Annotated in this window: 23 protein-coding genes; 6 read left to right on the forward strand and 17 right to left on the reverse strand. The window is 67.3% G+C overall.

The window, feature by feature from the left end; genetic code table 11:
* The first annotated feature begins 62 nt into the window (after window positions 1-62).
* Window positions 63-815: a GntR family transcriptional regulator gene (locus tag HHL11_RS20940; protein ID WP_169420504.1), complete on the forward strand. Its 753-nt coding sequence runs from the start codon at window positions 63-65 to the stop codon at window positions 813-815.
* On the opposite strand, the gene HHL11_RS20945 is transcribed toward HHL11_RS20940, so the two are convergent.
* Window positions 816-1,709 (reverse strand): acyltransferase, encoded by an 894-nt coding sequence (locus HHL11_RS20945; RefSeq protein ID WP_169420505.1) that lies wholly within the window; start codon window positions 1,707-1,709, stop codon window positions 816-818. It lies immediately after the preceding gene.
* Window positions 1,710-1,865: 156 nt separating this feature from the next.
* Here HHL11_RS20945 and HHL11_RS20950 point away from each other — a divergent pair, with 156 nt between their 5' ends.
* A complete protein-coding gene (locus HHL11_RS20950) occupies window positions 1,866-2,003 on the forward strand; it encodes a hypothetical protein (RefSeq protein ID WP_169420506.1) in 138 nt (45 codons plus the stop codon).
* A gap of 50 nt (window positions 2,004-2,053) precedes the next feature.
* On the opposite strand, the gene HHL11_RS20955 is transcribed toward HHL11_RS20950, so the two are convergent.
* From HHL11_RS20955 to HHL11_RS20990, 8 genes are all read right to left on the reverse strand, one after another.
* Window positions 2,054-3,007: a Gfo/Idh/MocA family oxidoreductase gene (locus HHL11_RS20955; RefSeq protein WP_169420507.1), complete on the reverse strand. Its 954-nt coding sequence runs from the start codon at window positions 3,005-3,007 to the stop codon at window positions 2,054-2,056.
* The gene (locus HHL11_RS20960) at window positions 3,004-3,861 is read right to left on the reverse strand and encodes a class III extradiol dioxygenase subunit beta (RefSeq protein ID WP_169420508.1); all 858 of its coding nucleotides are present in this window, start codon (window positions 3,859-3,861) and stop codon (window positions 3,004-3,006) included. Before HHL11_RS20960 ends, HHL11_RS20955 begins: the two co-directional genes overlap by 4 nt.
* Window positions 3,861-4,247, reverse strand: coding sequence for a protocatechuate 4,5-dioxygenase subunit alpha (gene ligA, locus HHL11_RS20965; RefSeq protein ID WP_169420509.1), 387 nt, complete (start codon window positions 4,245-4,247; stop codon window positions 3,861-3,863). The genes HHL11_RS20960 and ligA overlap by 1 nt, the downstream gene beginning before the upstream one ends.
* 1 nt (window position 4,248) lies before the next feature.
* Complete coding sequence (locus HHL11_RS20970) at window positions 4,249-5,181, reverse strand: amidohydrolase family protein (RefSeq protein ID WP_169420510.1); 933 nt, start codon at window positions 5,179-5,181, stop codon at window positions 4,249-4,251.
* An 8-nt stretch (window positions 5,182-5,189) separates the two neighbouring features.
* Window positions 5,190-6,170, reverse strand: a complete 981-nt coding sequence (locus HHL11_RS20975; RefSeq protein WP_169420511.1) for a tripartite tricarboxylate transporter substrate binding protein — start codon at window positions 6,168-6,170, stop codon at window positions 5,190-5,192.
* Window positions 6,171-6,229: 59 nt separating this feature from the next.
* On the reverse strand, window positions 6,230-6,913 hold the full coding sequence (ligK, locus tag HHL11_RS20980; protein ID WP_169420512.1) for a 4-carboxy-4-hydroxy-2-oxoadipate aldolase/oxaloacetate decarboxylase: 684 nt from the start codon (window positions 6,911-6,913) through the stop codon (window positions 6,230-6,232).
* A 133-nt stretch (window positions 6,914-7,046) separates the two neighbouring features.
* Window positions 7,047-8,081, reverse strand: a complete 1,035-nt coding sequence (locus HHL11_RS20985; RefSeq protein ID WP_169420513.1) for an amidohydrolase family protein — start codon at window positions 8,079-8,081, stop codon at window positions 7,047-7,049.
* 35 nt (window positions 8,082-8,116) lie between these two features.
* Window positions 8,117-8,806, reverse strand: a complete 690-nt coding sequence (locus HHL11_RS20990; protein ID WP_205964505.1) for a substrate-binding domain-containing protein — start codon at window positions 8,804-8,806, stop codon at window positions 8,117-8,119.
* A gap of 100 nt (window positions 8,807-8,906) precedes the next feature.
* On the opposite strand from HHL11_RS20990, the gene HHL11_RS20995 reads away from it, so the two are divergent.
* Window positions 8,907-9,818 carry a LysR substrate-binding domain-containing protein gene (locus HHL11_RS20995; RefSeq protein ID WP_169420514.1) on the forward strand — a complete coding sequence of 304 codons (912 nt, stop codon included), beginning with the start codon at window positions 8,907-8,909 and terminating at the stop codon, window positions 9,816-9,818.
* A gap of 87 nt (window positions 9,819-9,905) precedes the next feature.
* On the opposite strand, the gene HHL11_RS21000 is transcribed toward HHL11_RS20995, so the two are convergent.
* From HHL11_RS21000 to HHL11_RS21030, 7 genes are read right to left on the reverse strand one after another with little or no spacing between them, the layout of a single operon-like run.
* Entirely contained in the window at window positions 9,906-10,853 is a 948-nt protein-coding gene (locus HHL11_RS21000; protein WP_169420515.1) for an AEC family transporter, read from the reverse strand.
* 57 nt (window positions 10,854-10,910) lie between these two features.
* Window positions 10,911-11,888: a Bug family tripartite tricarboxylate transporter substrate binding protein gene (locus HHL11_RS21005; RefSeq protein ID WP_169420516.1), complete on the reverse strand. Its 978-nt coding sequence runs from the start codon at window positions 11,886-11,888 to the stop codon at window positions 10,911-10,913.
* Between the two features lie 4 nt (window positions 11,889-11,892).
* Window positions 11,893-12,597, reverse strand: a complete 705-nt coding sequence (locus HHL11_RS21010; RefSeq protein ID WP_169420517.1) for an ABC transporter ATP-binding protein — start codon at window positions 12,595-12,597, stop codon at window positions 11,893-11,895.
* The gene (locus HHL11_RS21015) at window positions 12,590-13,384 is read right to left on the reverse strand and encodes an ABC transporter ATP-binding protein (RefSeq protein WP_169420518.1); all 795 of its coding nucleotides are present in this window, start codon (window positions 13,382-13,384) and stop codon (window positions 12,590-12,592) included. The genes HHL11_RS21010 and HHL11_RS21015 overlap by 8 nt, the downstream gene beginning before the upstream one ends.
* Window positions 13,381-14,337 (reverse strand): branched-chain amino acid ABC transporter permease, encoded by a 957-nt coding sequence (locus HHL11_RS21020; RefSeq protein WP_169420519.1) that lies wholly within the window; start codon window positions 14,335-14,337, stop codon window positions 13,381-13,383. The genes HHL11_RS21015 and HHL11_RS21020 overlap by 4 nt, the downstream gene beginning before the upstream one ends.
* Window positions 14,334-15,197 carry a branched-chain amino acid ABC transporter permease gene (locus HHL11_RS21025; protein WP_169420520.1) on the reverse strand — a complete coding sequence of 288 codons (864 nt, stop codon included), beginning with the start codon at window positions 15,195-15,197 and terminating at the stop codon, window positions 14,334-14,336. The genes HHL11_RS21020 and HHL11_RS21025 overlap by 4 nt, the downstream gene beginning before the upstream one ends.
* Window positions 15,198-15,230: 33 nt before the next feature.
* On the reverse strand, window positions 15,231-16,403 hold the full coding sequence (locus HHL11_RS21030) for an ABC transporter substrate-binding protein (protein ID WP_169420521.1): 1,173 nt from the start codon (window positions 16,401-16,403) through the stop codon (window positions 15,231-15,233).
* Between the two features lie 236 nt (window positions 16,404-16,639).
* Here HHL11_RS21030 and HHL11_RS21035 point away from each other — a divergent pair, with 236 nt between their 5' ends.
* Window positions 16,640-17,776, forward strand: a complete 1,137-nt coding sequence (locus HHL11_RS21035) for an ABC transporter substrate-binding protein (RefSeq protein WP_169420522.1) — start codon at window positions 16,640-16,642, stop codon at window positions 17,774-17,776.
* Here HHL11_RS21035 and HHL11_RS21040 read toward each other — a convergent pair.
* Complete coding sequence (locus HHL11_RS21040) at window positions 17,770-18,540, reverse strand: GntR family transcriptional regulator (protein WP_169420523.1); 771 nt, start codon at window positions 18,538-18,540, stop codon at window positions 17,770-17,772. The genes HHL11_RS21035 and HHL11_RS21040 overlap by 7 nt on opposite strands.
* A gap of 140 nt (window positions 18,541-18,680) precedes the next feature.
* On the opposite strand from HHL11_RS21040, the gene HHL11_RS21045 reads away from it, so the two are divergent.
* A complete protein-coding gene (locus HHL11_RS21045) occupies window positions 18,681-19,727 on the forward strand; it encodes an aromatic ring-hydroxylating oxygenase subunit alpha (RefSeq protein ID WP_169420524.1) in 1,047 nt (348 codons plus the stop codon).
* A gap of 13 nt (window positions 19,728-19,740) precedes the next feature.
* Window positions 19,741-20,691 (forward strand): PDR/VanB family oxidoreductase, encoded by a 951-nt coding sequence (locus HHL11_RS21050; RefSeq protein ID WP_169420525.1) that lies wholly within the window; start codon window positions 19,741-19,743, stop codon window positions 20,689-20,691.
* The last annotated feature ends 42 nt before the right edge of the window (window positions 20,692-20,733 follow it).

A 20,733-nucleotide genomic window follows, 5' to 3' on the forward strand; every position in this document is an offset into this window, starting at 1 on the left:
ATTCTGGGTGCCCGGGGCTCTCCCTACAATGGAACCACTGGTCCTATCCTTTAGACCACAACATGGCCCAAGCCTCCCCCGTCGCCCGCTACCACCGCATCGAGATGGCGCTCGCCGCGCGCATCCGCGCCGGCATGTACGACGGCACCGGGCTGCCGGGCGAGCGGGCGCTGGCCGCCGAATTCGGCGCGGCGCGCGTCACCATCCGCACCGCGCTGCAGCGCCTGCAGGACCAGGGGCTGGTGCTGCGTACCGAGCGGCGCGGCACCGTCGCCGCGGCCGAAGGCGCGCCCGCGCGCCCTCGCCTGCTGCGGGAACACGTCGACAAGTTCCTCGATCGCGGGCGGCCCGACGTGCGCAAGGTGTTGTCCTTCCGCTGGGTGCCGGCCTCGCCTTTCGTTGCGCAGCAGCTCGGGCTTGCCGCTGGCGAGAAGTTGCTGAGGGTCGTGCGCCTGCGCTCCAACGAAGGCGGCACGCTCACCTACACGGAGGTGCACGTGCCGCGCCATGTGGCGCCGGCAGTCAGCCGCACGGCGCTGGAACGCAAGGCCTTCGTGCAGCTGCTGGAGGAGCATGGCATCCGCATCGGCGCGGCCGACCAGGTGGTGACCTGCGAGGCCGCGGGCTACGAGGTAGCGCAGGCGCTGGGCATCGCCATCGGCGCGCCGATCATGAAGCTCACGCGGGTGCTGTACGACGCCGACGGCGCGGCGATCCAGCTGTTCATGGCCTGGTACCGGGCGGACCGCTTCCAGCTGCGGATGCGGATGTCGCGGCGCGAGGATGCGACGAAGGTGGAGGTGGAGGAGACCTGATCAGGCGCGCGCCGCGGCGTGCAGCAGCTCGTCGACCTGCCGGTCCTTCTCCTCCCACAGCGCCGCCAGCCAGCGCTGGAAGCGCCGGCGGAAGGCCGGGTCGCTGGCGTAGTCGCTGGCGGCGAATCCTTCCGGGATGGGCAACTGCCGCAAGCGCACGACGATGCGCGGCGCGCGGCCGCACAGGAAGTCCCAGAAGCTCGGCACGCCCTGCGGGTAGACGATGGTCGCATCCAGCAGCGAGTTGAAGCGCTCGCCCATCGCGTTGAGCGTCAGCGCGAAGGCGCCGGCCTTGGGCTTGAGCAGGTGCTTGTAAGGCGAGGCCTGGGCGCCGTGCTTGCCCGGCGTGAAGCGCGTGCCTTCGACGAAGTTCATCACGCTGGTCGGCGCGCGAGAGAACTTGCGGCAGGCGCGCAGCGTCGCCTCCTGGTCCTGGGCCCGCAGTTCCGGCCGGCGGCGCAGCTCGCTCTTGCCGTGCCTGCGCATGAAGGGGAAATCCAGCGCCCACCAGGCCAGCCCGATCACCGGCACGTAAATCAGCTGCTGCTTGAGGAAGAACTTGAGCAGCGGGATGCGCCCGTGCAGCACGTGCTGCAGCGCGAAGATGTCGACCCAGGACTGGTGGTTGCAGTTCACCAGGTACCAGCCGGCGCGCTCCAGGCCATCCGCGCCTTCCGCGTCCCATTGCGTGGGCAGCAGCCACCGCATCCAGGCGCTGTTGCAGGCCACCCAGCCGCGGGCGAAGGCATCGAGCAGCGGGTCGATCCGGCGCCGCGCCGCGTGGAACGGCAGCAACAGCTTGACCAGCGCGCCGGCGAAGACCAGCGAACTCCAGAAGAGCGTGTTCAGGGCGAGCAGCAGCGCGGACAGCGCTCCGCGCAGGAGGGAAGGCATGCGGGAATGATCGCGCCCTTCGCCGGATGCGGTTTTGCGCGGGGTCAAGTTCGCTTGAGATGCGCTACCATGGAGCGGCGAGACACGCGCAAAGGGCTCCTGCAGAGCAATTGCCCATCTGACAGGCGAGCGCGGCCTGTCCCCAAGGAGACCAGCATGCCGAAACCCAACTACGGATTCGAGAAACGCCAACGCGAACTCGAGAAGAAGCGCAAGAAGGAAGAAAAGGCGGCCCGCAAGTCGGCGCCGCAGCCGGCCCCGGCGACCACCAGCCCGAGCGAGGAGCCGAAGTAAAAAGAAAAGCGCCGCATTTGCGGCGCTTTTTGCTTGGGGACCGGTGACGGTCAGCCCAGCTGCTTCTCCAGCTGGTCCAGCACGTCGTAGCAGGCCATCACCTGGCCCACGCTGGAATTCGGCTCGCGGCCTTCGCGGATCGCGGCGATGAACTCGCGGTCCTGCAGTTCGATGCCGTTCATCGACACGTCCACCTTCGACACGTCGATCTTCTCTTCCTTGCCGTTGAACAGGTCGTCGTAGCGCGCGATGTAGGTCGCGGTGTCGCCGATGTAGCGGAAGAAGGTGCCCAGCGGGCCATCGTTGTTGAAGGACAGCGACAGCGTGCAGATGGCGCCGTTCTCAGCCTGCAGCTGGATGCTCATGTCCATGGCGATGCCGAGCGCCGGATGGATCGGGCCCTGGATCGCATTGGCCTTCACGACCTTGCTGCCGGCCTGGTACTGGAACAGGTCCACCGTGTGCGCGGCGTGGTGCCACAGCAGGTGGTCGGTCCAGCTGCGGGCCTGGCCGGCGGCGTTCATGTTGGTGCGGCGGAAGAAATAGGTCTGCACATCCATCTGCTGGATGTTGAACTTGCCGGCCTCGATTTCCTTGTGCACGTACTGGTGGCTGGGGTTGAAGCGGCGGGTGTGGCCGACCATCGCGACCAGGCCCGTCTGCTTCTGCGTCGCCAGCACTTCGCGGCCTTCCTCCAGCTTGTCGCACAGCGGGATCTCGACCTGCACGTGCTTGCCGGCCTTCATGGCGGCGATGGACTGGGCGGCGTGCATCTGCGTGGGCGTGCACAGGATGACGGCGTCGACGTCGGGGCGCGCCAGCGCCTCGTCGAGGTTGTTCGTCACGTGCTTGGCGCCGTACTTGTCGGCCACTTCCTGGGCCTTGCCCAGTTCGCGGCCGATGATCGACGTGACTTCCACGCCATCGATGTTCTTCAGGCCATCGAGGTGCTTGATGCCGAAGGCGCCGGGGCCCGCCAGGGCGATGCGGACGGTCTTGCTCATTGGGGGTTCTCCAGGATCAGGTGGCCCACGGCGGTGTTGGACGCCGGGACATGGTAGAAGCGGTGCTTGACGACGGGCTTGGGGCCGCCGGCGACGTCGCTCATCGCGCCGCGCGCGATCAGCCACATCACCAGTTCGATGCCTTCGCTGCCGGCTTCGTTGACGTATTCGATGTGGTTCACGTTGGCCAGGCCTTCCGGATCCTCGATCAGCCGGTCCAGGAACTTGTTGTCCCACTCCTTGTTGATCAGGCCGGCGCGCGGGCCCTGCAGCTGGTGACTCATGCCGCCGGTGCCCCAGATCTGCACGTTCAGGTCTTCGTCGAAGCTCTCGACGGCCTTGCGGATCGCCTGGCCCAGCTTGAAGCAGCGCATGCCGCTCGGCACCGGGTACTGCACGACGTTGACGGCGAAGGGAATGACCTTGAAGGGCCATTCCTTCACCTGGCCGCACATCAGCGACAGCGGCACGGTCAAGCCGTGGTCCACGTCCATCTTGTTGACGATGGTCAGGTCGAAGTCCTGCTGGATCACCGAGTGGGCGATGTGCGAAGCCAGGTCCGGCGCGCCGATCACCTTGGGCACCGGGCGCGGGCCCCAGCCCTCGTCGGCGGGCTGGAATTCAGCCGCGGTGCCGATCGCGAAGGTCGGGATCATTTCCAGGCTGAAGGCCGTGGCGTGGTCGTTGAAGACCAGGAACACGACGTCCGGCTTGTTCTCCTGCTCCCATTTCCTTGAAAATTCGTAGCCGGAGAAGACCTTCTGCCAGTACGGCTCCTGGGCCTTGCCCAGGTCCATGGCCGCGCCGATGGCGGGCACGTGCGACGTGTAGACGGAGGCGGTGATGCGCGCCATTATTTTTTCTCCTGTTCCCGGCCCCAGGTGGCCGGACGGCCGCCGCCGACCATCATGTCGCGGTAGGCCTCTTCGGTCATGCCGGTCATCGAGCCCGCCATCTGCTGGAAGCTCTTGCCGTCGGTGGCGCCGATCTTGGCCAGGAAGTAGATGTTGCCGCCCAGCGCGATCATGGCGTTCATGTCGCGGGACAGCACCGACTTCTTCTGGTCCTCGGTCATCGGCCATTCGTCGAGATAGGCGCGCTCGTCCTTCTTGAAGCGCTCGCGGTTCTCGGCCTTCATCAGCGACATGCAGAACTGGTTGAGCCAGTAGCCCTTGCGGCTCTGCTCGGCGTCGAAGATGGTGGTGCCGGGGATGTTGGCGTACGGCTTGTCGAGAGACATGCTATTTCTCCTCGGGCCAGTAGAGGCGGTTGGGGTTGTCGACCAGCAGCTTCTGCTGCAGTTCCTTGGTGGGCGCGATGTGCGGGATGAAGTCCACCAGCAGGCCGTCGTCGGGCATGTGGCCCTTCAGGTTCGGGTGCGGCCAGTCGGTGCCCCACAGCACGCGATCGGGGAAGCTCTCGACCACCTTGCGCGCGAACGGCACGACGTCCTGGTAGGCATTGCGCTCGCCGTCCAGCGCCGGCGGGCCGGACACCGACAGGCGCTCGGGGCAGCTCACCTTGCTCCACACGTTGGTGTTCTCGCGCATGAACTTCAGGAACAGCTCGAACTCGGGGCCGTCGATCGGCTTGGTCACGTCCGGGCGGCCCATGTGGTCCACCACCACCGTGGTCGGCAGGCCGGTGAAGAAGTCCCACAGCTCGGGCAGGTCCACCGCCTCGAAATAGATGACGATGTGCCAGCCCAGCTTGGCGATGCGGCCGGCGATCTCCATCAGTTCGTCCTTGGGCGTGAAGTCCACGAGACGCTTGACGAAGTTGAAGCGCACGCCGCGCACGCCGGCGGCATGCAGCTCCTGCAGTTCGGCGTCGCTGATGCTGCGCTTGACGGTGGCGATGCCCTTGGCCTTGCCATTGGAGGCCTTCAGCGCGTCGACCATGGCGCGGTTGTCGGCGCCGTGGCAGGTGGCCTGCACCACCACGTTCTTCGTGAAGCCCAGGTGGTCGCGCAGCGCGAACAGCTGCGCCTTGCTGGCGTCGCAGGGCGTGTACTTGCGCTCGGGCGCATAGGGGAACTCCGCGCCGGGGCCGAACACGTGGCAATGCGCGTCGACCGCGTTGGGCGGCAGCTTGAATTGGGGCTTGCTCGGGCCTGCGTACCAGTCGAGCCAGCCGGGCGTCTTCTCGAAACCGCCGGAAGTGGGTTTGCTCATGTCTTCGTTCAATCCGCTTTGATGTTGGCATCCTTGACCAGCTTCGCGTAGCGCTGGATCTCGGAATGCAGCAGCTGCGCCAGTTGCTGGCGCGTGCCGGGGATGACTTCGCCGCCGACGGCCGTGACGCGTTCCTTCACCTCGGGCGAGGCCAGGGCCTTCTGCACTTCGGCATGCAGCTTGTCGACGATGGCCGCGGGCGTGTGGGCCGGCGCCATCAGCGCGTACCAGACGGAGGCCTCGAAGCCCTTGAAGCCGCTTTCGGCGATGGTGGGCACGTCGGGGAAGATGGGCGAACGCTGCGGGCTCAGCACGGCCAGCACCTTGAGCTTGCCGCTCTCGGCCATCGGCTTCACTTCCAGCGCGTTCATCGCCAGCAGGGGCACCTGGCCGCCGACCACGTCGGTGATGGCCTGGGCGCCGCCCTTGTAGGGCACGTGCATCAGGTCGATGCCGGCGGCGCGGGCGAACAGCTCCGCGGCCATGTGCGGCGTCGAGCCGTTGCCGGGCGAGGCGAAGGCCACCGAGTTCGGCTTCTTCTTGGCGGCTTCGATCAGCTGCTTGACGTTGCTGAAGGGCGCGCCCGGGTTGGCGGCCAGCACCACCGGCACGCGGCCGATCAGCGCCACCGGCACCAGGTCCTTCTCGGCGTCGAAGGGCTGCGGCTGGAACAGCGACATGTTCGCGGCCAGCGCGTTGGCGGCCATCAACAGCGTGTAGCCATCGGGCTTCGCGTTGATGACGTACTTGACGGCGATGTTGGTGCCCGCGCCCGGCTTGTTGTCGACCAGGAAGGTCTGGCCCATCTGCTTCTGCAGGGCCTGGCCCAGCGTGCGCGCCACCGCGTCCACGGCGCCACCGGCGGAGTAGCCGACGACGATGCTGACCGGGTGCTCAGGCCAGGCGCCCTGCGCTTGCGCTGCCAGCGGCGTGGCCGCAGCAGCAGCGATGGCGGTCAGGGCCTGGCGGCGGGAAATGGTGTCGCGCATGAAATCTCCTTGCTCTTGTCGTCTGTAGGGTGCGCAGCTCCGCTGCGCACCATCCACTATCAGTCGATGTACTTGAGCCCGGCCTTTTCCAGCGGCTCGCGCATCTTGTACATGTCCAGGCCCAGCACGCCGCTGGCCAGCTTGGCGCGCTTCTCGCCTTCGTTGGCTTCGCGGGCGGTGGCGGCGTCCAGCGTCTTCTTCGCCATGGCGGCGGGCACGCAGACCACGCCGTCGTCGTCGGCCACGATCACGTCACCGGGGGTGACCAGCGCGCCGGCGCAGACCACCGGGATGTTGACGGAGCCGAGCGTGGCCTTGATGGTGCCCTTGGAGCTGATGGCCTTGCTCCAGACCGGGAAGCCCATCTCCGTGAGCGTCTTCACGTCGCGGCAGCCGGCGTCGATGATCAGCGCGCGGGCGCCGCGGGCCTGGAAGGACGTGGCCAGCAGGTCGCCGAAGAAGCCGTCGGTGTTCTCGCTGGTGCAGGCCGCCACGACGATGTCGCCGGGTTTGATCTGCTCGGCGACGACGTGCATCATCCAGTTGTCGCCCGGGTGCACCAGCACCGTCACGGCGGTGCCGGACACTTGCGCGCCGGCGTAGATGGGGCGCATGTAGGGCTTCAGCAGGCCGACGCGGCCCATGGCTTCGTGCACGGTGGCCGAGCCGAATTTCGCCAGCGCATCGGCAGTTTCGCGGTCGGTGCGCTTGATGTTGCGGTAGACGACGCCTAGTTCATACATGGTTTAGCTCCTGGATTCAAACTTCCGGACGCAAAGGGCGCAAAAGATTCGCGAAGGACGCAAAAGGACTCAATCAATTCTTCTTTTGCGTCCTTCGCGAATCCTTTGCGTCTTTTGCGTCCGGCAGTCCGTATTACTTGCCGCGCTGCTTCAGCAGCGCATCGAGGCGCGGGAAGACGCGGCGCGAGTTCGCTTCGAAGATCGCGTGCTTGTCTTCGGCGGACAGGATAGGCGACGCGTCGATGTACTTCTTCGTGTCGTCGTAGTAGTTGCCGGTCTCGGGGTCGATGCCGCGCACGGCGCCGATCATCTCGGAGGCGAACAGCACGTTCTTCACCGGGATCACGGTGTTCAGCAGGTTGATGCCCGGCTGGTGGTACACGCAGGTGTCGAAGAACACGTTGTTCATCACGTGGTCCTTCAGCAGCGGGCGCTTCATTTCCTGCGCCAGCCCGCGGAAGCGGCCCCAGTGGTAAGGCACCGCGCCGCCGCCGTGCGGGACGATGAAGCGCAGCGTCGGGAAATCCTTGAACAGGTCACCCTGCACCAGTTGCATGAAGGCGGTGGTGTCCGCGTTCAGGTAGTGCGCGCCGGTGGTATGGAAGGCGGGGTTGCACGAAGTGGACACGTGGATCATGGCCGGCACGTCGTACTCCACCATCTTCTCGTAGATGGGGTACCACCACTTGTCCGTCAGCGGCGGCTCCTTCCAGTGGCCGCCCGAGGGATCCGGGTTCAGGTTGATGCCGACGTTGCCGTACTGCTCGATGCACTTCACCATCTCGGGAATGCAGGTCTTCGGGTCCACGCCCGGCGACTGCGGCAGCATCGCCACCGGCGCGAAGTGGTCGGGGAACAGCTGGCTGACGCGGAAGCACAGCTCGTTGCAGATCGCGGCCCAGGTGCTGGACACCTCGAAGTCGCCGATGTGGTGCGCCATGAAGCTCGCGCGCGGCGAGAACAGCGTCATGTCGTTGCCGCGCTCCTTCATCAGGCGCAGCTGGTTGTTGATGATCGTCTCGCGCAGTTCGTCGTCGCTGATCTTCAGGTCGGCGACCTTGGGCTTCTGCGACGGGTCCTTGATGCCGGCGATCTGCTGGTTGCGCCATTGCTCCAGCTGCTTCGGGGCCGTCGTGTAGTGGCCGTGGCAATCGATGATGATGCTCATCTCGGGTCTTCCTGTTGTTGGTTCCGGTGACGGTTTCAGGCGGCTTCCATGCCGTGGCGCCGTTTCGCTTCGGCGGTGGCGGGCGAAGCCATGAAGGCCAGCAGGCTGCGCACCGCTTCGGGCTGGGCCGAGGCGGCACAGATGCCGGCGGAGAAGATGGTGTTGATCTGCATGGCCGCGGGCAGCGGGCCGACGATGGTGATGCCTTCCAGCGGCAGCAGCTCGCTCAGTTGCTGGAAGCCCAGGGCGACGTCGCCGCGCGCCACCAGCGAGCCCACGGGCACGCCGGGCGGGGCCTGCACCAGGCGGCCTTCCAGTTGCGCGGCGATGCCCCAGCGCTCGAACTGCTTGACCAGCGCCACGCCGCTCGGGCCGGTGGAGTAACCGACGGTGGGCGCGGCCAGCACGGCGCGCTTGAGCGCCTCTTCGCTGGAGATGTCGGGCTGCGGAGCGCCGGCCTTCACGGCCACTGCGACGCCGGAGTTCACGAGGTCGACACGGCTGCCATCGACGACGCGGCCCGCGACGATCAGCTTGTCGATCGCATCGGCGGCGAGCACCACGAAGTCGAAGTATTCGCCAGCCTGCACGCGCTTGGCGGCATCGACGCCGCCCACCGATTCGATGGCGACGGGGCTGGACGATTGCTGTTGGTAGGCCTGCGCGAGCTCGTTCAGCACGAGCCGGGTGGCCATTGAGGAAATACCCTGGATCACGGCACTCATGGCGCGCATTGTCAACGCGCCCTCCTCCAAACAAAAGCGGGGCCGTGGACTAGCAGGTATAGCGCTTCGGCATAATTCGTACAAAGCTATTCCTGTTCAGATGGACCTCAAGCAACTGGAGTATTTCGTGCGGGTGGCGGAGCTCGGGAGCTTCACCCGCGCCGCCATCGAGCTCGACGTCGCCCAACCGGCGCTGTCGCGCCAGGTGCGCCTGCTCGAGGTGGAGCTGCGCCAGACGCTCCTGGTCCGCAACGGCCGCGGCGCCGTCCCCACCGAGGCGGGCAAGCTGCTGCTGGACCACGGCCGGGGCATCCTGCACCAGGTGGAGCGGGCCAAGGAAGACCTGGGCCGGCTGCGCGGCGGCTTGTCCGGCCGGGTGGCCGTGGGCCTGCCGACCAGCGTGGCCCGGGTGCTGACCGTGCCGCTGAGCCGCTCCTTCCGCGAAACCCTGCCCGAGGCACACCTGTCCATCAGCGAGGGGCTGTCGGCCAGCCTGCAGGAAGGCCTGATCGGCGGCCGGCTGGACATCGTCGTCCTCTACAACGCCCAGCCCTCGCGCGAGCTGGACATCCTGCCCCTGCTGGAAGAAGACCTGCTGCTGGTGCGCCGCCGCCCGCCGGGGCTGCACGAGGACCCGCCGCCCGGGCCGGTGGACCTGGCCGAGGTCGCGCGGCTGCCGCTGGTGATCCCGACCCGGCCCAACGCCATCCGCATGCACGTGGAGGCGGAGATGGCGGATGCGGGCCTGCGGCCCAACGTGGCGCTGGAGATCGACGGCGTGTCCGCGATCCTGGACCTGGTGCTGGATGGCGCCGGCTGCGCGATCCTCTCGCGCAACGCCTTGCTGAACACGCCGCGGCCCTCGGCCTACACGGCGCAGCCGATCGGCACGCCGCCGATGCGGATCCGGCTGTCGCTGGCGACCAGCCTGCAGCGGCCGGCGACGCCGGTGCAGAAGGCGGCGCTGGACCTGATCCGGAAGACGGCGCCGAGCGTGGTCGCGCACGCTTAGTCGCGCGGTGCGCAGCGGAGCTGCGCACCCTACGAGCTGCAACCCCGCATGTAGGGTGCGCAGCTCCGCTGCGCACCGCACGTGCGATCACGCCCAGAAGTGCTGCACCACCCACAGCAGCGCCGTCAGCGTGAAGAACGACGCCACCGTCGTCCCCAGCTGCGCCGCCGCGGCATCCGTGTCGTGCCCGTACTTCTGCGCCAGGATGGGATAGATCCCCATCATCGGCACCGCCGCCATCACCACCACGGCCAGTTGCAGCTGGCGCTCCATGGGCGGCAACAGCAGCACCAGGCACAGCACCGCCAGCGGGTGCACCAGCAGCTTGCCGATGGCCACCACGCCGGCGTCGCGCGCCACGGGCCCGTGGATGCGGATGCCCGCCAGCGAGCCGCCGATCACGAACAATGACAACGAGCCGCAAGCCGTGGCGAACAGGTTGACGGTGCGCGCCACCGGCTCCGGCAGCTCCCAGCGGAAGAAGGAAAACACGAAGCCGGCGACGATGCCCCAGATCATGGGATTGCGCGAGATGCTGCGCAGCGAGCGCCGCAAGGCCGCGTCCACCGAGCCCTCCCCGCCGCCGTCGCTGTCGGCGATGGCCAGCGCCAGCGGGATGGTGAAGAAGTTCTCCACCAGCAAGGCCATCGCCAGGCCGATGCCGGCCACCGTGGGGCCGAACACCTGCGCCACCACCGGAAAGCCGATGAAGCTGGAGTTCGGGCAGGCCATGCCCAGGCCCGCGATCGCGGAGGCGGACACGCGCTTGCGCGCCACGCGCCGCGCCCACAGCAGGCCCAGCAGCAGGGACGCGAGCGAACCCAGGCCGTAGGCGGCGAGGAAAACGGGTTGCAGCACTTCGCCGAAGCGCCGCTGCGCGATCGCGGTGAACAGCAGCGCCGGCAGCGCCAGGTTGACCACGTACTTGCCGAACACGCGCATGTCGGTGCGGTCGAACAGGCCGTAGCGCGTGCAGAGCCAGCCCACGGCCACGATCGCGTAGATCGGGCCCGTCAATGCCAGGATGGCGAGCACTGGGTGTCGTTCTTGCGCGGCGCAAGCGGGCCGATGGCCGCGCTTGCCCGGGAGCTCTTACTGGCGCGGGATCTTCGCCCGCGCGATCACGTCGCTCCAGCGCTTGATTTCGCTGGAAAGCAGGCCGGCCAGCTGCTCCGGCGTGCTGGAGCGGGCGTCGACGTTGATGTCGGCCAGCTTCTTCTTCATCTCGGGCTGCATCAGCAGCGCCTGCAGCTCGTGATTGAGCTTCGTGATGATTTCCTTGGGCGTGTGCGCCGGCGCCGCCAGCGCGTTCCAGGAGGCGACGTTGAAGCCCGCGAGCGCGCCGCCGCTTTCCGCCACCGTCGGCACGTCCTTCATGTCGGCCGGGCGCCTTTCGCCCAGCACGGCCAGCGGGCGCAGCGCCTTGCTCTGGATCTGGCCCTTCAGCGGCGCCAGGATCTCGATGGCGGCATCCACCTGGCCGCCGCGCAGCGCGGTGATGACCATCGGCGAGCCGTTGAACGGCACCACCTGCACGTCGATGCCGGCGGTGGTCTTGAACAGTTCGGCCGCCAGGTTCTGCGTGCTGCCCACCGCGATGGTCGCGATGTTCAGCTTGCCCGGGTTCGCCTTGGCCGCGGCCAGCAGCTCGCCGAGGTTCTTGAAGCGCGAGTTCTCGGGGACGATCACCGCCAGGTCGAAGGTGCCCAGCAGCGAGATCGGCGCGAAGTCCTTCTGCGGATCGAAGGGCAGCTTGCTGAACAGGCCGGCGCTGACCGCCGTGCCATTGCTCATGAGGAACAGCGTGTAGCCGTCCGGCGCGGCGCGCACCACGGCGTCGCCGCCCGTGATGCCGCCGGCGCCCGGCTTGTTGTCGATGATGACGGCCTGTCCCAGCTTGGCCCCCAGCGCCTCGCCGACGGCGCGCGCGGTCAGGTCGGCCACGCCGCCCGGGCCGAAAGGCACCACGATCTTGATCGGCTTGGTGGGCCAGTTGGCTTGCGCCAGGGCGAAGGGGGAAACGGCGCCGGCCGCGAAGGCTGCCAGCACCTGCCTGCGTTGGAATTTCATGCGTCTATCGTGCCACACCCAGGAGGCGGTCGAGGAGCTCGGGGTTGGAGCGCAGCGCCTTGGCGCTGTCGCTGTGCACCACGGTGCCGTGGTCCAGCACGATCGCCGTGTCCGAGATGGCCAGGATGGCCTGCGGATGCTGTTCCACGATGATGGCCGACAGGCCCTCCTCGCGGGTGATGCGCGAGACAGCCTTCAGCAGCTCGGCGACGATGATCGGCGCCAGGCCTTCCAGCGGCTCGTCCAGCAGCAGCAGCTTGGGGTTGACGACCAGCGCGCGGCCCATGGCCAGCATCTGCTGCTCGCCGCCGGACAGCTGCGTGCCCAGATTGGTCTTGCGCTCCGCCAGGCGCGGGAACATCTCGTACACGCGCTCCGGCGTCCAGCGGCCCGGCCGCGCGACCGCGGTCAGGTTCTCGTGTACCGTCAGCGACTTGAAGATGTTGCGCTCCTGCGGCACCCAGCCGATGCCGGCCGCGGCGCGCTGGTGCGAAGGCAGCTTGTGCAGGGCGACGCTGCCCAGCGTGATGCTGCCCGCGTGCTGGCGCGTCGCGCCGGCCAGCGTGTTGATCAGCGTCGTCTTGCCGGTGCCGTTGCGTCCCAGCAGGGCCAGGGTCTGGCCTTCGGCGAGGCTGAAGGCCACGTCGTTCAGGACCACGGCCTCGCCATAGCCGGCGCGCAGCTTTTCGACTTTCAGCAGTTCAGCCATGGTTGGGGGTCTCCAGGGGCACGGCTTCGTTCAGCTCGTCGCCGTGGCCGAGGTACACGGCCTTCACCTCGGGGTTGGACTCGATCTCCTCCGGCGTGCCTTCGGTCAGCACGGTGCCGTTCACCAGCACGGTCATGCGGTCGGCGAAGCTGAAGACCAGGTCCATGTCGTGTTCGATCAGCAGCACGGACACGTCGGCCGGCAAGGCCGCCACGGTCTGCAGCAGTTCCTCGCGTTCGCCCGCGGGCACGCCCGCCACCGGTTCGTCCAGCAGCAGCACGCGCGGCTCGCAGGCCAGCGCGATAGCGATCTCCAGCAGGCGGCGCTTGCCGTAGGCCAGGTGCTCGGTGCGCTGGTTGGCGACTTCGGCCAGGTGGAACTGTGCGAGCAGTTGCTCGGCGCGTTCGGCCACCGCGGCGTTGCGGCCCAGCGAGCGCCACCAGGTGGCGCCCAGGCCCTGGTGCTGCGACACGACCAGCGCCAGCGTCTCCAGCGGCGTCATCGAGTTGAACAGCTGGTTGATCTGGAAGGTGCGCACCATGCCGCGGCGCACGCGGCGGTGCGGCGCCAAGTTGCTGATGTCCTCGCCTTCCAGCGTGATGCGGCCCTCGGTGGGCTCCAGCACGCCGGTCAGCAGGTTGATCAGCGTCGTCTTGCCGGCGCCGTTGGGGCCGATCAGCGCGTGGCGGGCGCCGCGCTTCAGGTTCAGCGTGACGTTGTTGGTCGCGGTGATGCCGCCGAAGCGCTTCACCAGGCCTTCGCAGGACAGCACGATGTCTGCGCTCATGCTTTCCTCCACCAGGTCCAGGGACGCAGCAAGCGGTCGCGCCCGACCAGGACCAGCACCACCAGGAACAGGCCGATCCAGAACATCCAGTATTGCGGCGTGATCTGCGACAGCACGTCCTGGATCACCTTGAAGATGATGGCGCCGAAGATGCCGCCATACAGCCAGCCCACGCCGCCGATCACCACCATCAGCATCACGTCGGCGGAGCGGTCGAAGGAGAACGCTTCCAGCGAGGTGTAGCCCGAGGTGTGCACGAAGGCCGCGCCGGCCGCGCCGGCGATGCCAGCGGCGAGAGCGTAGATCGAGATCAGCCGCGCATGCACCGGGATGCCGATGGCCATGGCGCGCAGGCGGTTGTCGCGGATGGCCTTGAGCGTCGCGCCGAAGGGCGAGTTGACGATCAGGCGGCAGAGCAGCACGAACAGCAGCAGCAGGCCCATCGAGTAATACGAGGCCACGCGGCCGTCGATGCCGAACTCGAACTGGCCGAACACCGGGGCGATGGTCAAGCCCTGGATGCCGTCGGTGCCGCCGGTCAGCCAGTCCAGCTTGTTGGCCAGTTCCAGCAGGATGGCCGCGAGGCCCAGGGTCACCATCAGCCGCGTGAGGTCGGTGCCGCGCAGGATGGTCAGGCTGGCCAGCAGGCCCAGCGCCGCGCTCGCGCCAATGGCGACCAGCATGCCGATGTGCGGATCGGGGCTCACGTGCTTGGCGAACAGCGCCGCGATGTAGGCGCCGAAGCCGAAGAAAGCGGCCTGGCCCAGCGACACGACGCCGGCGTAACCCAGCACCAGGTCCAGCGACAGCGCGAACAGCGCCCAGATCGCGGTCTCGTTGATGATCGGCGCCTGCGACGGGAACGCCACGGGCGCGGCGAACAGCACGAGCCACAGCACGGGCTCCCACCACTTCATGCGCACCGGGCGCAGCAGACTCTGTTGTGCCGTCATGCCTTGCCCCCCTGGCGCACGAACAGCCCGTTCGGCTTCCAAAGCAGGATGACGATCATGAGCGTGTAGACGATGAATGCCCCCATCTTGGGGATGTAGTACTTGCCGGCGACGTCGGCGATGCCTAGCAGCAGCGCGGCGAGCAGCGGGCCGGTGATCGAGGACGTGCCGCCCACCGCCACCACGATCAGGAAATAGATCATGAACTTCAACGGAAAGCTCGGGTCCAGGCCCAGCACCTCGGCGCCCAGCGCCCCGCCCAGGCCGGCCAGACCGGAGCCGAAGGCGAAGGTGGAGAGGAACACCACGTTCACGTTGATGCCCATGCCGGCGGCGACGCGCTGGTCGTCCACCGAGGCGCGCAGGCGGCTGCCGAAGCGCGTCTTCGCCAGGATGTACTGCAGGATGACGGTCAGCACCGCGCAGACGGCGATGATGAACAGGCGATAGTGGCCCACGCCCAGCGACCCGATGTCGGTGCGGCCCTTGAGCCACTGCGGCAGCTGGATGATCTGCTGCGTCGAGCCGATGTAGTAGTCGACGGCCGCCACGGCCATGAACACGAGGCCGATGGAGAACAGCACCTGGTCCAGGTGCGGCTTGCGATACAGCGGGCGGTACAGCGTGCGTTCGAGCACCGCGCCCAGCAGCGCCGCGCCGACGAAGGCAAGCGGCAGAGACGCCAGGAAGGGCACGCCGAGGCGCTGCATCGCCAGCACGGTGATGTAGCCACCGACCATGGCGAACGCGCCGTGCGCCAGGTTGATGAAGTTCATCAAGCCCATGGTCACGGCCAGGCCGACCGCAAGCACGAAGAGCAGCATGCCGTAGGCGATGCCGTCGAAAAGGATGGTGAGCATGGTGAAAGGGGCCCGAAGGCCCCCTTGGTTTTCTTACTTGGTCTTGCCGGGATCCTTGACGTCCTTGATGACGTCGAATTCCACGTTATACAACTGGCCGTTCTTCTTCTCCACCTTGCGCAGGTAGATGTTCTGGACGATGTCGCGGGTTTGCGCATCGATGAACACCGGGCCGCGCGGGCTTTCGAAGATCTGGCCCTTCATGGCGCCCAGCAGCGCTTCGCCGCCGCCCTTGCCGCCGGTCTTCTTCAGCGCTTCGTAGATGATGCGCATGCCGTCGTAGCCACCCACGGCCATGAAGTTCGGGCGCAGGCCCTTGTTCGCCTTCTCGAAGGCTTCCACGAACTTCTTGTTCGCCGGCGAGTTGTGGTCGGCGGAGTAGTGATGCGAGGTGACCACGCCCAGGGCGACGTCGCCCATTTCCGGCAACAGGTCGTCGTCCGTCACGTCGCCGGTGCCGATCAGCTTGATGCCGGCCTTGTCCATGCCGCGCTCGGCGAACTGCTTCATCACCGCGGTGCCGGCGCCCGAGGGCACGAACACGAACACGGCGTCCGGCTTCAGGTCACGCACCTTCTGCAGGAAGGGGGCGAAGTCCGGGTTCATCAGCGGCACGCGCAGCTTGTCCATGACCTTGCCGCCGTTGAACAGGAAGCGCTCGGCGAAGAACTTCTCGGCGTCCAGGCCCGGGCCGTAGTCGGACACCAGGGTCACCACGGACTTGATGCCGTTCTTGGGCGCCCAGTCGGCCAGGGCCACGGAGGCCTGGGGCAGCGTGAAGCTGCTGCGCACGATGAAGGGCGAGGCCTCGGTGATGCTGGAGGTGGCGGCGGCCATCACCACCAGCGGCGTCTTCGACTGGGTGGCAATGGGCGCCACGGCCAGTGCGGAAGGCGTGATGCCCATGCCGGCCAGCACGTTGACCTTGTCGTTGACCACCAGTTCCTGGGCCAGGCGGCGGGTGTTGGCCGGCACGCTGGCGTCGTCCTTGACGATCAGTTGCACCTTCTTGCCAGCGACGGTGTCGCCGTTCTGCGCCATCCACAGCTTGGCGGCGGCCTCGATCTGGCGCCCGGTGGTGGCCTGCTGGCCGGTCATCGGCAGGATCAGGCCGATCTTGAACACGTCGTCCGCGGCGGTGGCGAGGCCGGCGGTGCCCGCCAGGGCCAGGGCCACGGCGGCCTGAAGCATCGTTCTCTTGTGCATTTGGGGTCTCCTTGGTTGACCGGACAGGCGCGCAGGCGCCCCGCCCGTGGTGCGTCGGGCGGCATTGTGCGCGCGCCCGACTGGGCGGCAAGCCGGGGCATCCCTCTATCAGTTATGACGGTTTGCGATAGGAAGCGAGAGTTATTTCACAAACAAGCCCCGGTCGGGGGATTGCGGTTACGTTGTGACACATCTAGGATGAGGTAGATTACTTAAGCAATAAGAGGAAAGAACTCATGAAGTCGACGCTGCTGCGCTGCGCGCGCATGCTTTCCATCGCCGCGGTCCTGGGTGCAGGCGCCGCGTGGGGGCAGGAAGTCACGATCGGCCAGGTCGGCCCGTTCACGAAGATCCCGGTGCCGGACGCCGTGGAGATCAACGAGGGCATCCAGGCCTATGTGCAGCAGGTCAACAAGAGCGGCGGCGTCCGCGGCCTGAAGCTGAACTTCTTCGACCTGGACGACCGCTACTCCGGCGACGGTTTCGCCGAGCAGTTCGGCAAGGCCATGCAGAAGAAGCCAGTCGCCCTGCTCTCGCCGATCGGCTCGGAAGCGCTGCTGCGCATGTTCAAGGACAAGCTGCTCGACGAGAGCGACGTCCTGGTGATCAACGCCATCCCGGGCGCCGAGGTGCTGCGCAACCCGGGCCACCCGCACCTGTTCCACCTGCGCGCGGGCGACAAGCAGCAGATCGAGAAGATCGTGAACCACGCCCGCACCCTGGGCGTGAGCAAGATGGGCGTGCTGTACCAGGACCTGGCCATCGGCACCTCCGGCTTCGCCGTGGCACAGGACACCGCCAAGGCCGCCCCCGGCCTGGGCATCCAGGGCGTGAAGTCCGGCCCGGGCGCCCCGGAGATGGCGGCGGCCGCGCAGGAACTGAAGAAGCTGGAGCCGCAGACGGTGCTGGTGGTGGGCGCGCCCCGCTTCATGGCCGACGGCGTGGCGGCGCTGCGCAAGGCCGGCATGTCGCAGTCGATGTTCATCCTGTCGTACGTGCCGACGCCAATGCTGGTGAAACTGGCCGGGGTGGAAGGCGCGCGGGGTGTCGGCATCGCCCAGACCTACCCCAACCCGAACGGCATCGTGCTGCCGCTGCAGCGCGACTTCCAGGCGGCGATGAAAGCGGCCTACCCGCAGGTCACGACCTACACCTCCTTCCACTTAGAAGGCTACCTGTCGGCCCGCACGGTGGGCGAGGCCATCAAGCGCAGCAAGGACGCCGTCATCACGCCAGCCTCGATCGAGAAGGTGCTGCGCACCACCGGCGAGATCGATTTCGGCGGCTACCGGGTCGACTTCTCCAAGGGCCAGATCGGCAGCAAGTGGGTGGACATCGCCGTCGTCGGAGCCGACGGCAAGTTGCACTATTGATTGCGTTGGCGGATCAGGCGCACGCCCGGCATCTGGTGCCGCTCCGGGCTGCGCACCGCCTCGCGCAGGTTGCGCTGGGCCAGGCGCGAATGCTCGCGCATGATGGCCTCGGCGCGCGAACCTTCCCGCCGCTCGATCGCGTCCAGCACCTGCCGGTGCTGGTCCTGCGCCACGATCAGCATGTCGCGCGATTGCGCCGACGTGGCCTGCACCACGACGAAACCCGAAGGTGAGGCGAAGGGCAGGCTCACCACCCGCTCCAGCTCGCGCGCGATCACGCTGCTGCCCGCCATCTCGGACAGCAGGTTGTGGAACTTCTGGTTCAGTTCGACGTACTGGCCGAAGCCTTCGTCGTCCAGCGCCGGCTCGCGCAGCAGCGCATCGACGCCATCGAGGCATTCGCGCGCTTCCGCCAGCACCACCGGCGCGGCGCCACGCTCGGCCGCCATCCGCGCGGCCAGCCCCTCCATCGTGCCGCGCAGCTCGATGGCATCGGACACGTCACGCTCCGAAAAGGTCCGCACGGCGTAGCCGCCGTTCGGCAGCGCTTCCAGCAGGCCTTCCTGCTCCAGCCGCATCAGCGCGGCGCGAATCGGCGTGCGCGATACACCCAGCCGCTCCACCAGCGCCAGCTCCGCGATGCGGGCGCCGGGCGCCAGCTCGCCGGCCAGGATCATCTCGCGCAGCCGCAGCTGGGCCTTCACGGCCTGCGAGCCGCCGCTGGCTTCGGTGTCGGCGGGGGCGGTGTTGGTACGCGTTGTCATGGCTTCATGTATACAGAAGAGCCCTTGTTTCAGCCATTCTGGCGGATTCCAGATCGAAATGGCAAGCCATTGTATACAGCACGTATTCTTTGGACCATAATCCGCCCATCCTCATTCAACCCACCCTTTCGAGACTAGCCATGTCTTTCCCGAAGAACGCCTGGTACGTTGCCTGCACGCCCGACGAGATCAACGCCAAGCCCCTGGGCCGCACCATCTGCAACGAGCGCATCGCCTTCTATCGCCAGGCCAACGGCCAGGTTGCTGCGGTGGAGGACTTCTGCCCGCACCGTGGCGCGCAGCTGTCGCTCGGCTACGTCTGCGACAACAACCTGGTGTGCGGCTACCACGGCCTGGTCATGGGATGCGACGGCAAGACGGTGTCGATGCCGCTGCAGCGCACGGCCGGCTTCCCGAAGATCAAGGCCTACCCGGTCGTCGAGCGCTACGGCTTCATCTGGGTGTGGCCCGGCGAGGCAGAGAAGGCGGACCCGGCCAAGATCCACCACCTGGAGTGGGCCGAGAACCCGAACTGGGCCTACGGCGGCGGCCTGTACCACATCAAGTGCGATTACCGCCTGATGGTCGACAACCTGATGGACCTGACGCACGAGACCTACGTGCACTCGACGTCCATCGGCCAGAAGGAGATCGACGAGACCCCGGTGAACACGAAGACCGAGGGCGACCACGTCATCACCAACCGCTTCATGGACAACGTGATGGCCCCGCCCTTCTGGCGCGCCAACCTGCGCGGCAACGGCCTGCCCGACGACCAGCCGGTGGACCGCTGGCAGGTGTGCCATTTCAGCCCACCCAGCCACATCATGATCGAGGTGGGCGTGGCGCTGGCCGGCCGCGGCGGCTACCACGCCGATCCGAAAGACAAGGTCTATTCGATCGTGGTGGACTTCCTCACCCCCGAGACCGACGACACCATGTGGTACTTCTGGGGCATGGCACGCAACTTCAACGTGAAGGACACCAACCTCACCGCGCAGATCCGCGAAGGCCAGGGCAAGGTGTTCTCCGAGGACACCGCGGTGCTGGAAGCGCAGCAGAAGAACCTGCTGCTGCACCCCGAGCGCCGCCTGCTGATGCTGAACATCGACGCGGGGGGCGTGCAGAGCCGGCGTATCATCGACCGCCTGGTCGCGGCCGAACAGCCGCAGAAACTCGCCGCTTAACCACCCACCGCCCATGATCACCGTCAAGGTCCTGCGCAAGACGCAGGAAGCCACCGGCATCTTCAGCTACGAACTCGCGCGCGCCGACGGCGCTGCCCTGCCCGCCTTCAGCGCCGGCTCGCACATCGACGTGACGGTGCCGGGCGGCCTGACGCGCCAGTATTCGCTGTGCAACGACGCGGCCGAACAGCACCGCTACCGCATCGCGGTGCTGCGCGACCCCGCCTCGCGCGGCGGCTCGGTGGCCATGCACGACCAGCTGAAGGAAGGCGACACCGTCCAGATCAGCGAGCCGCGCAACCACTTCCCGCTGGTGCACGCGCAGAAGACGCTGCTGTTCGCGGGCGGCATCGGCGTGACGCCGCTGCTGTGCATGGCGCAGCGCCTGTCGCACATCGGCGCCGACTTCACGATGCACTACTGCACGCGCTCGCCGGACCGCACCGCTTTCCGCGACGAGATCGCCGCCTCGCCCTTCGGCGCCAACGTGGCCTACCACCACGACGACGGCGACGCCGCGCAGAAGCTGGACCTGGCCCGCGTGATCGCCAAGCCGGACGCCGGCACGCACCTGTACGTGTGCGGCCCCGGCGGCTTCATCGACTGGGTGGTGAAGACGGCGCAGCAGCAAGGCTGGCCCACCGACCACGTGCACCTGGAATACTTCGGCGCCGCGCCGCAGGACACCACCGGCGACCAGGCCTTCCAGGTCAAGATCGCCAGCAGCGGCCAGGTCTACGAGATCCCGGCCGACAAGTCGGTCACCAGCGCACTGCTGGAGCACGGCGTCGAGATCCTCGTGTCCTGCGAACAGGGCGTGTGCGGCACCTGCATCACGCGCGTGCTGGAAGGCGAATGCGACCACCGCGACCTGTACTTCACCGACGACGAGAAGGCGAAGAACGACCAGTTCACGCCGTGCTGCTCGCGCGCCAAGGGCAAGCTGCTGGTCCTCGATTTGTGACCCGTTAAACTCCGCCGTTTCCGCGCTTTATCCCGAGGACCC

Source organism: Ramlibacter agri (genome assembly GCF_012927085.1).
Taxonomy (GTDB): Bacteria; Pseudomonadota; Gammaproteobacteria; order Burkholderiales; family Burkholderiaceae_C; genus Ramlibacter; species Ramlibacter agri.

Bases quoted from the DNA above. Each gene is read 5' to 3' on its own strand.
- HHL11_RS20940 (WP_169420504.1), top strand. From the start codon at position 63: ATGGCCCAAGCCTCCCCCGTCGCCCGCTACCACCGCATCGAGATGGCG.
- HHL11_RS20945 (WP_169420505.1), bottom strand. From the start codon at position 1,709: ATGCCTTCCCTCCTGCGCGGAGCGCTGTCCGCGCTGCTGCTCGCCCTG.
- HHL11_RS20950 (WP_169420506.1), top strand. From the start codon at position 1,866: ATGCCGAAACCCAACTACGGATTCGAGAAACGCCAACGCGAACTCGAG.
- HHL11_RS20955 (WP_169420507.1), bottom strand. From the start codon at position 3,007: ATGAGCAAGACCGTCCGCATCGCCCTGGCGGGCCCCGGCGCCTTCGGC.
- HHL11_RS20960 (WP_169420508.1), bottom strand. From the start codon at position 3,861: ATGGCGCGCATCACCGCCTCCGTCTACACGTCGCACGTGCCCGCCATC.
- ligA (WP_169420509.1), bottom strand. From the start codon at position 4,247: ATGTCTCTCGACAAGCCGTACGCCAACATCCCCGGCACCACCATCTTC.
- HHL11_RS20970 (WP_169420510.1), bottom strand. From the start codon at position 5,181: ATGAGCAAACCCACTTCCGGCGGTTTCGAGAAGACGCCCGGCTGGCTC.
- HHL11_RS20975 (WP_169420511.1), bottom strand. From the start codon at position 6,170: ATGCGCGACACCATTTCCCGCCGCCAGGCCCTGACCGCCATCGCTGCT.
- ligK (WP_169420512.1), bottom strand. From the start codon at position 6,913: ATGTATGAACTAGGCGTCGTCTACCGCAACATCAAGCGCACCGACCGC.
- HHL11_RS20985 (WP_169420513.1), bottom strand. From the start codon at position 8,081: ATGAGCATCATCATCGATTGCCACGGCCACTACACGACGGCCCCGAAG.
- HHL11_RS20990 (WP_205964505.1), bottom strand. From the start codon at position 8,806: ATGAGTGCCGTGATCCAGGGTATTTCCTCAATGGCCACCCGGCTCGTG.
- HHL11_RS20995 (WP_169420514.1), top strand. From the start codon at position 8,907: ATGGACCTCAAGCAACTGGAGTATTTCGTGCGGGTGGCGGAGCTCGGG.
- HHL11_RS21005 (WP_169420516.1), bottom strand. From the start codon at position 11,888: ATGAAATTCCAACGCAGGCAGGTGCTGGCAGCCTTCGCGGCCGGCGCC.
- HHL11_RS21010 (WP_169420517.1), bottom strand. From the start codon at position 12,597: ATGGCTGAACTGCTGAAAGTCGAAAAGCTGCGCGCCGGCTATGGCGAG.
- HHL11_RS21015 (WP_169420518.1), bottom strand. From the start codon at position 13,384: ATGAGCGCAGACATCGTGCTGTCCTGCGAAGGCCTGGTGAAGCGCTTC.
- HHL11_RS21020 (WP_169420519.1), bottom strand. From the start codon at position 14,337: ATGACGGCACAACAGAGTCTGCTGCGCCCGGTGCGCATGAAGTGGTGG.
- HHL11_RS21025 (WP_169420520.1), bottom strand. From the start codon at position 15,197: ATGCTCACCATCCTTTTCGACGGCATCGCCTACGGCATGCTGCTCTTC.
- HHL11_RS21030 (WP_169420521.1), bottom strand. From the start codon at position 16,403: ATGCACAAGAGAACGATGCTTCAGGCCGCCGTGGCCCTGGCCCTGGCG.
- HHL11_RS21035 (WP_169420522.1), top strand. From the start codon at position 16,640: ATGAAGTCGACGCTGCTGCGCTGCGCGCGCATGCTTTCCATCGCCGCG.
- HHL11_RS21040 (WP_169420523.1), bottom strand. From the start codon at position 18,540: ATGACAACGCGTACCAACACCGCCCCCGCCGACACCGAAGCCAGCGGC.
- HHL11_RS21045 (WP_169420524.1), top strand. From the start codon at position 18,681: ATGTCTTTCCCGAAGAACGCCTGGTACGTTGCCTGCACGCCCGACGAG.
- HHL11_RS21050 (WP_169420525.1), top strand. From the start codon at position 19,741: ATGATCACCGTCAAGGTCCTGCGCAAGACGCAGGAAGCCACCGGCATC.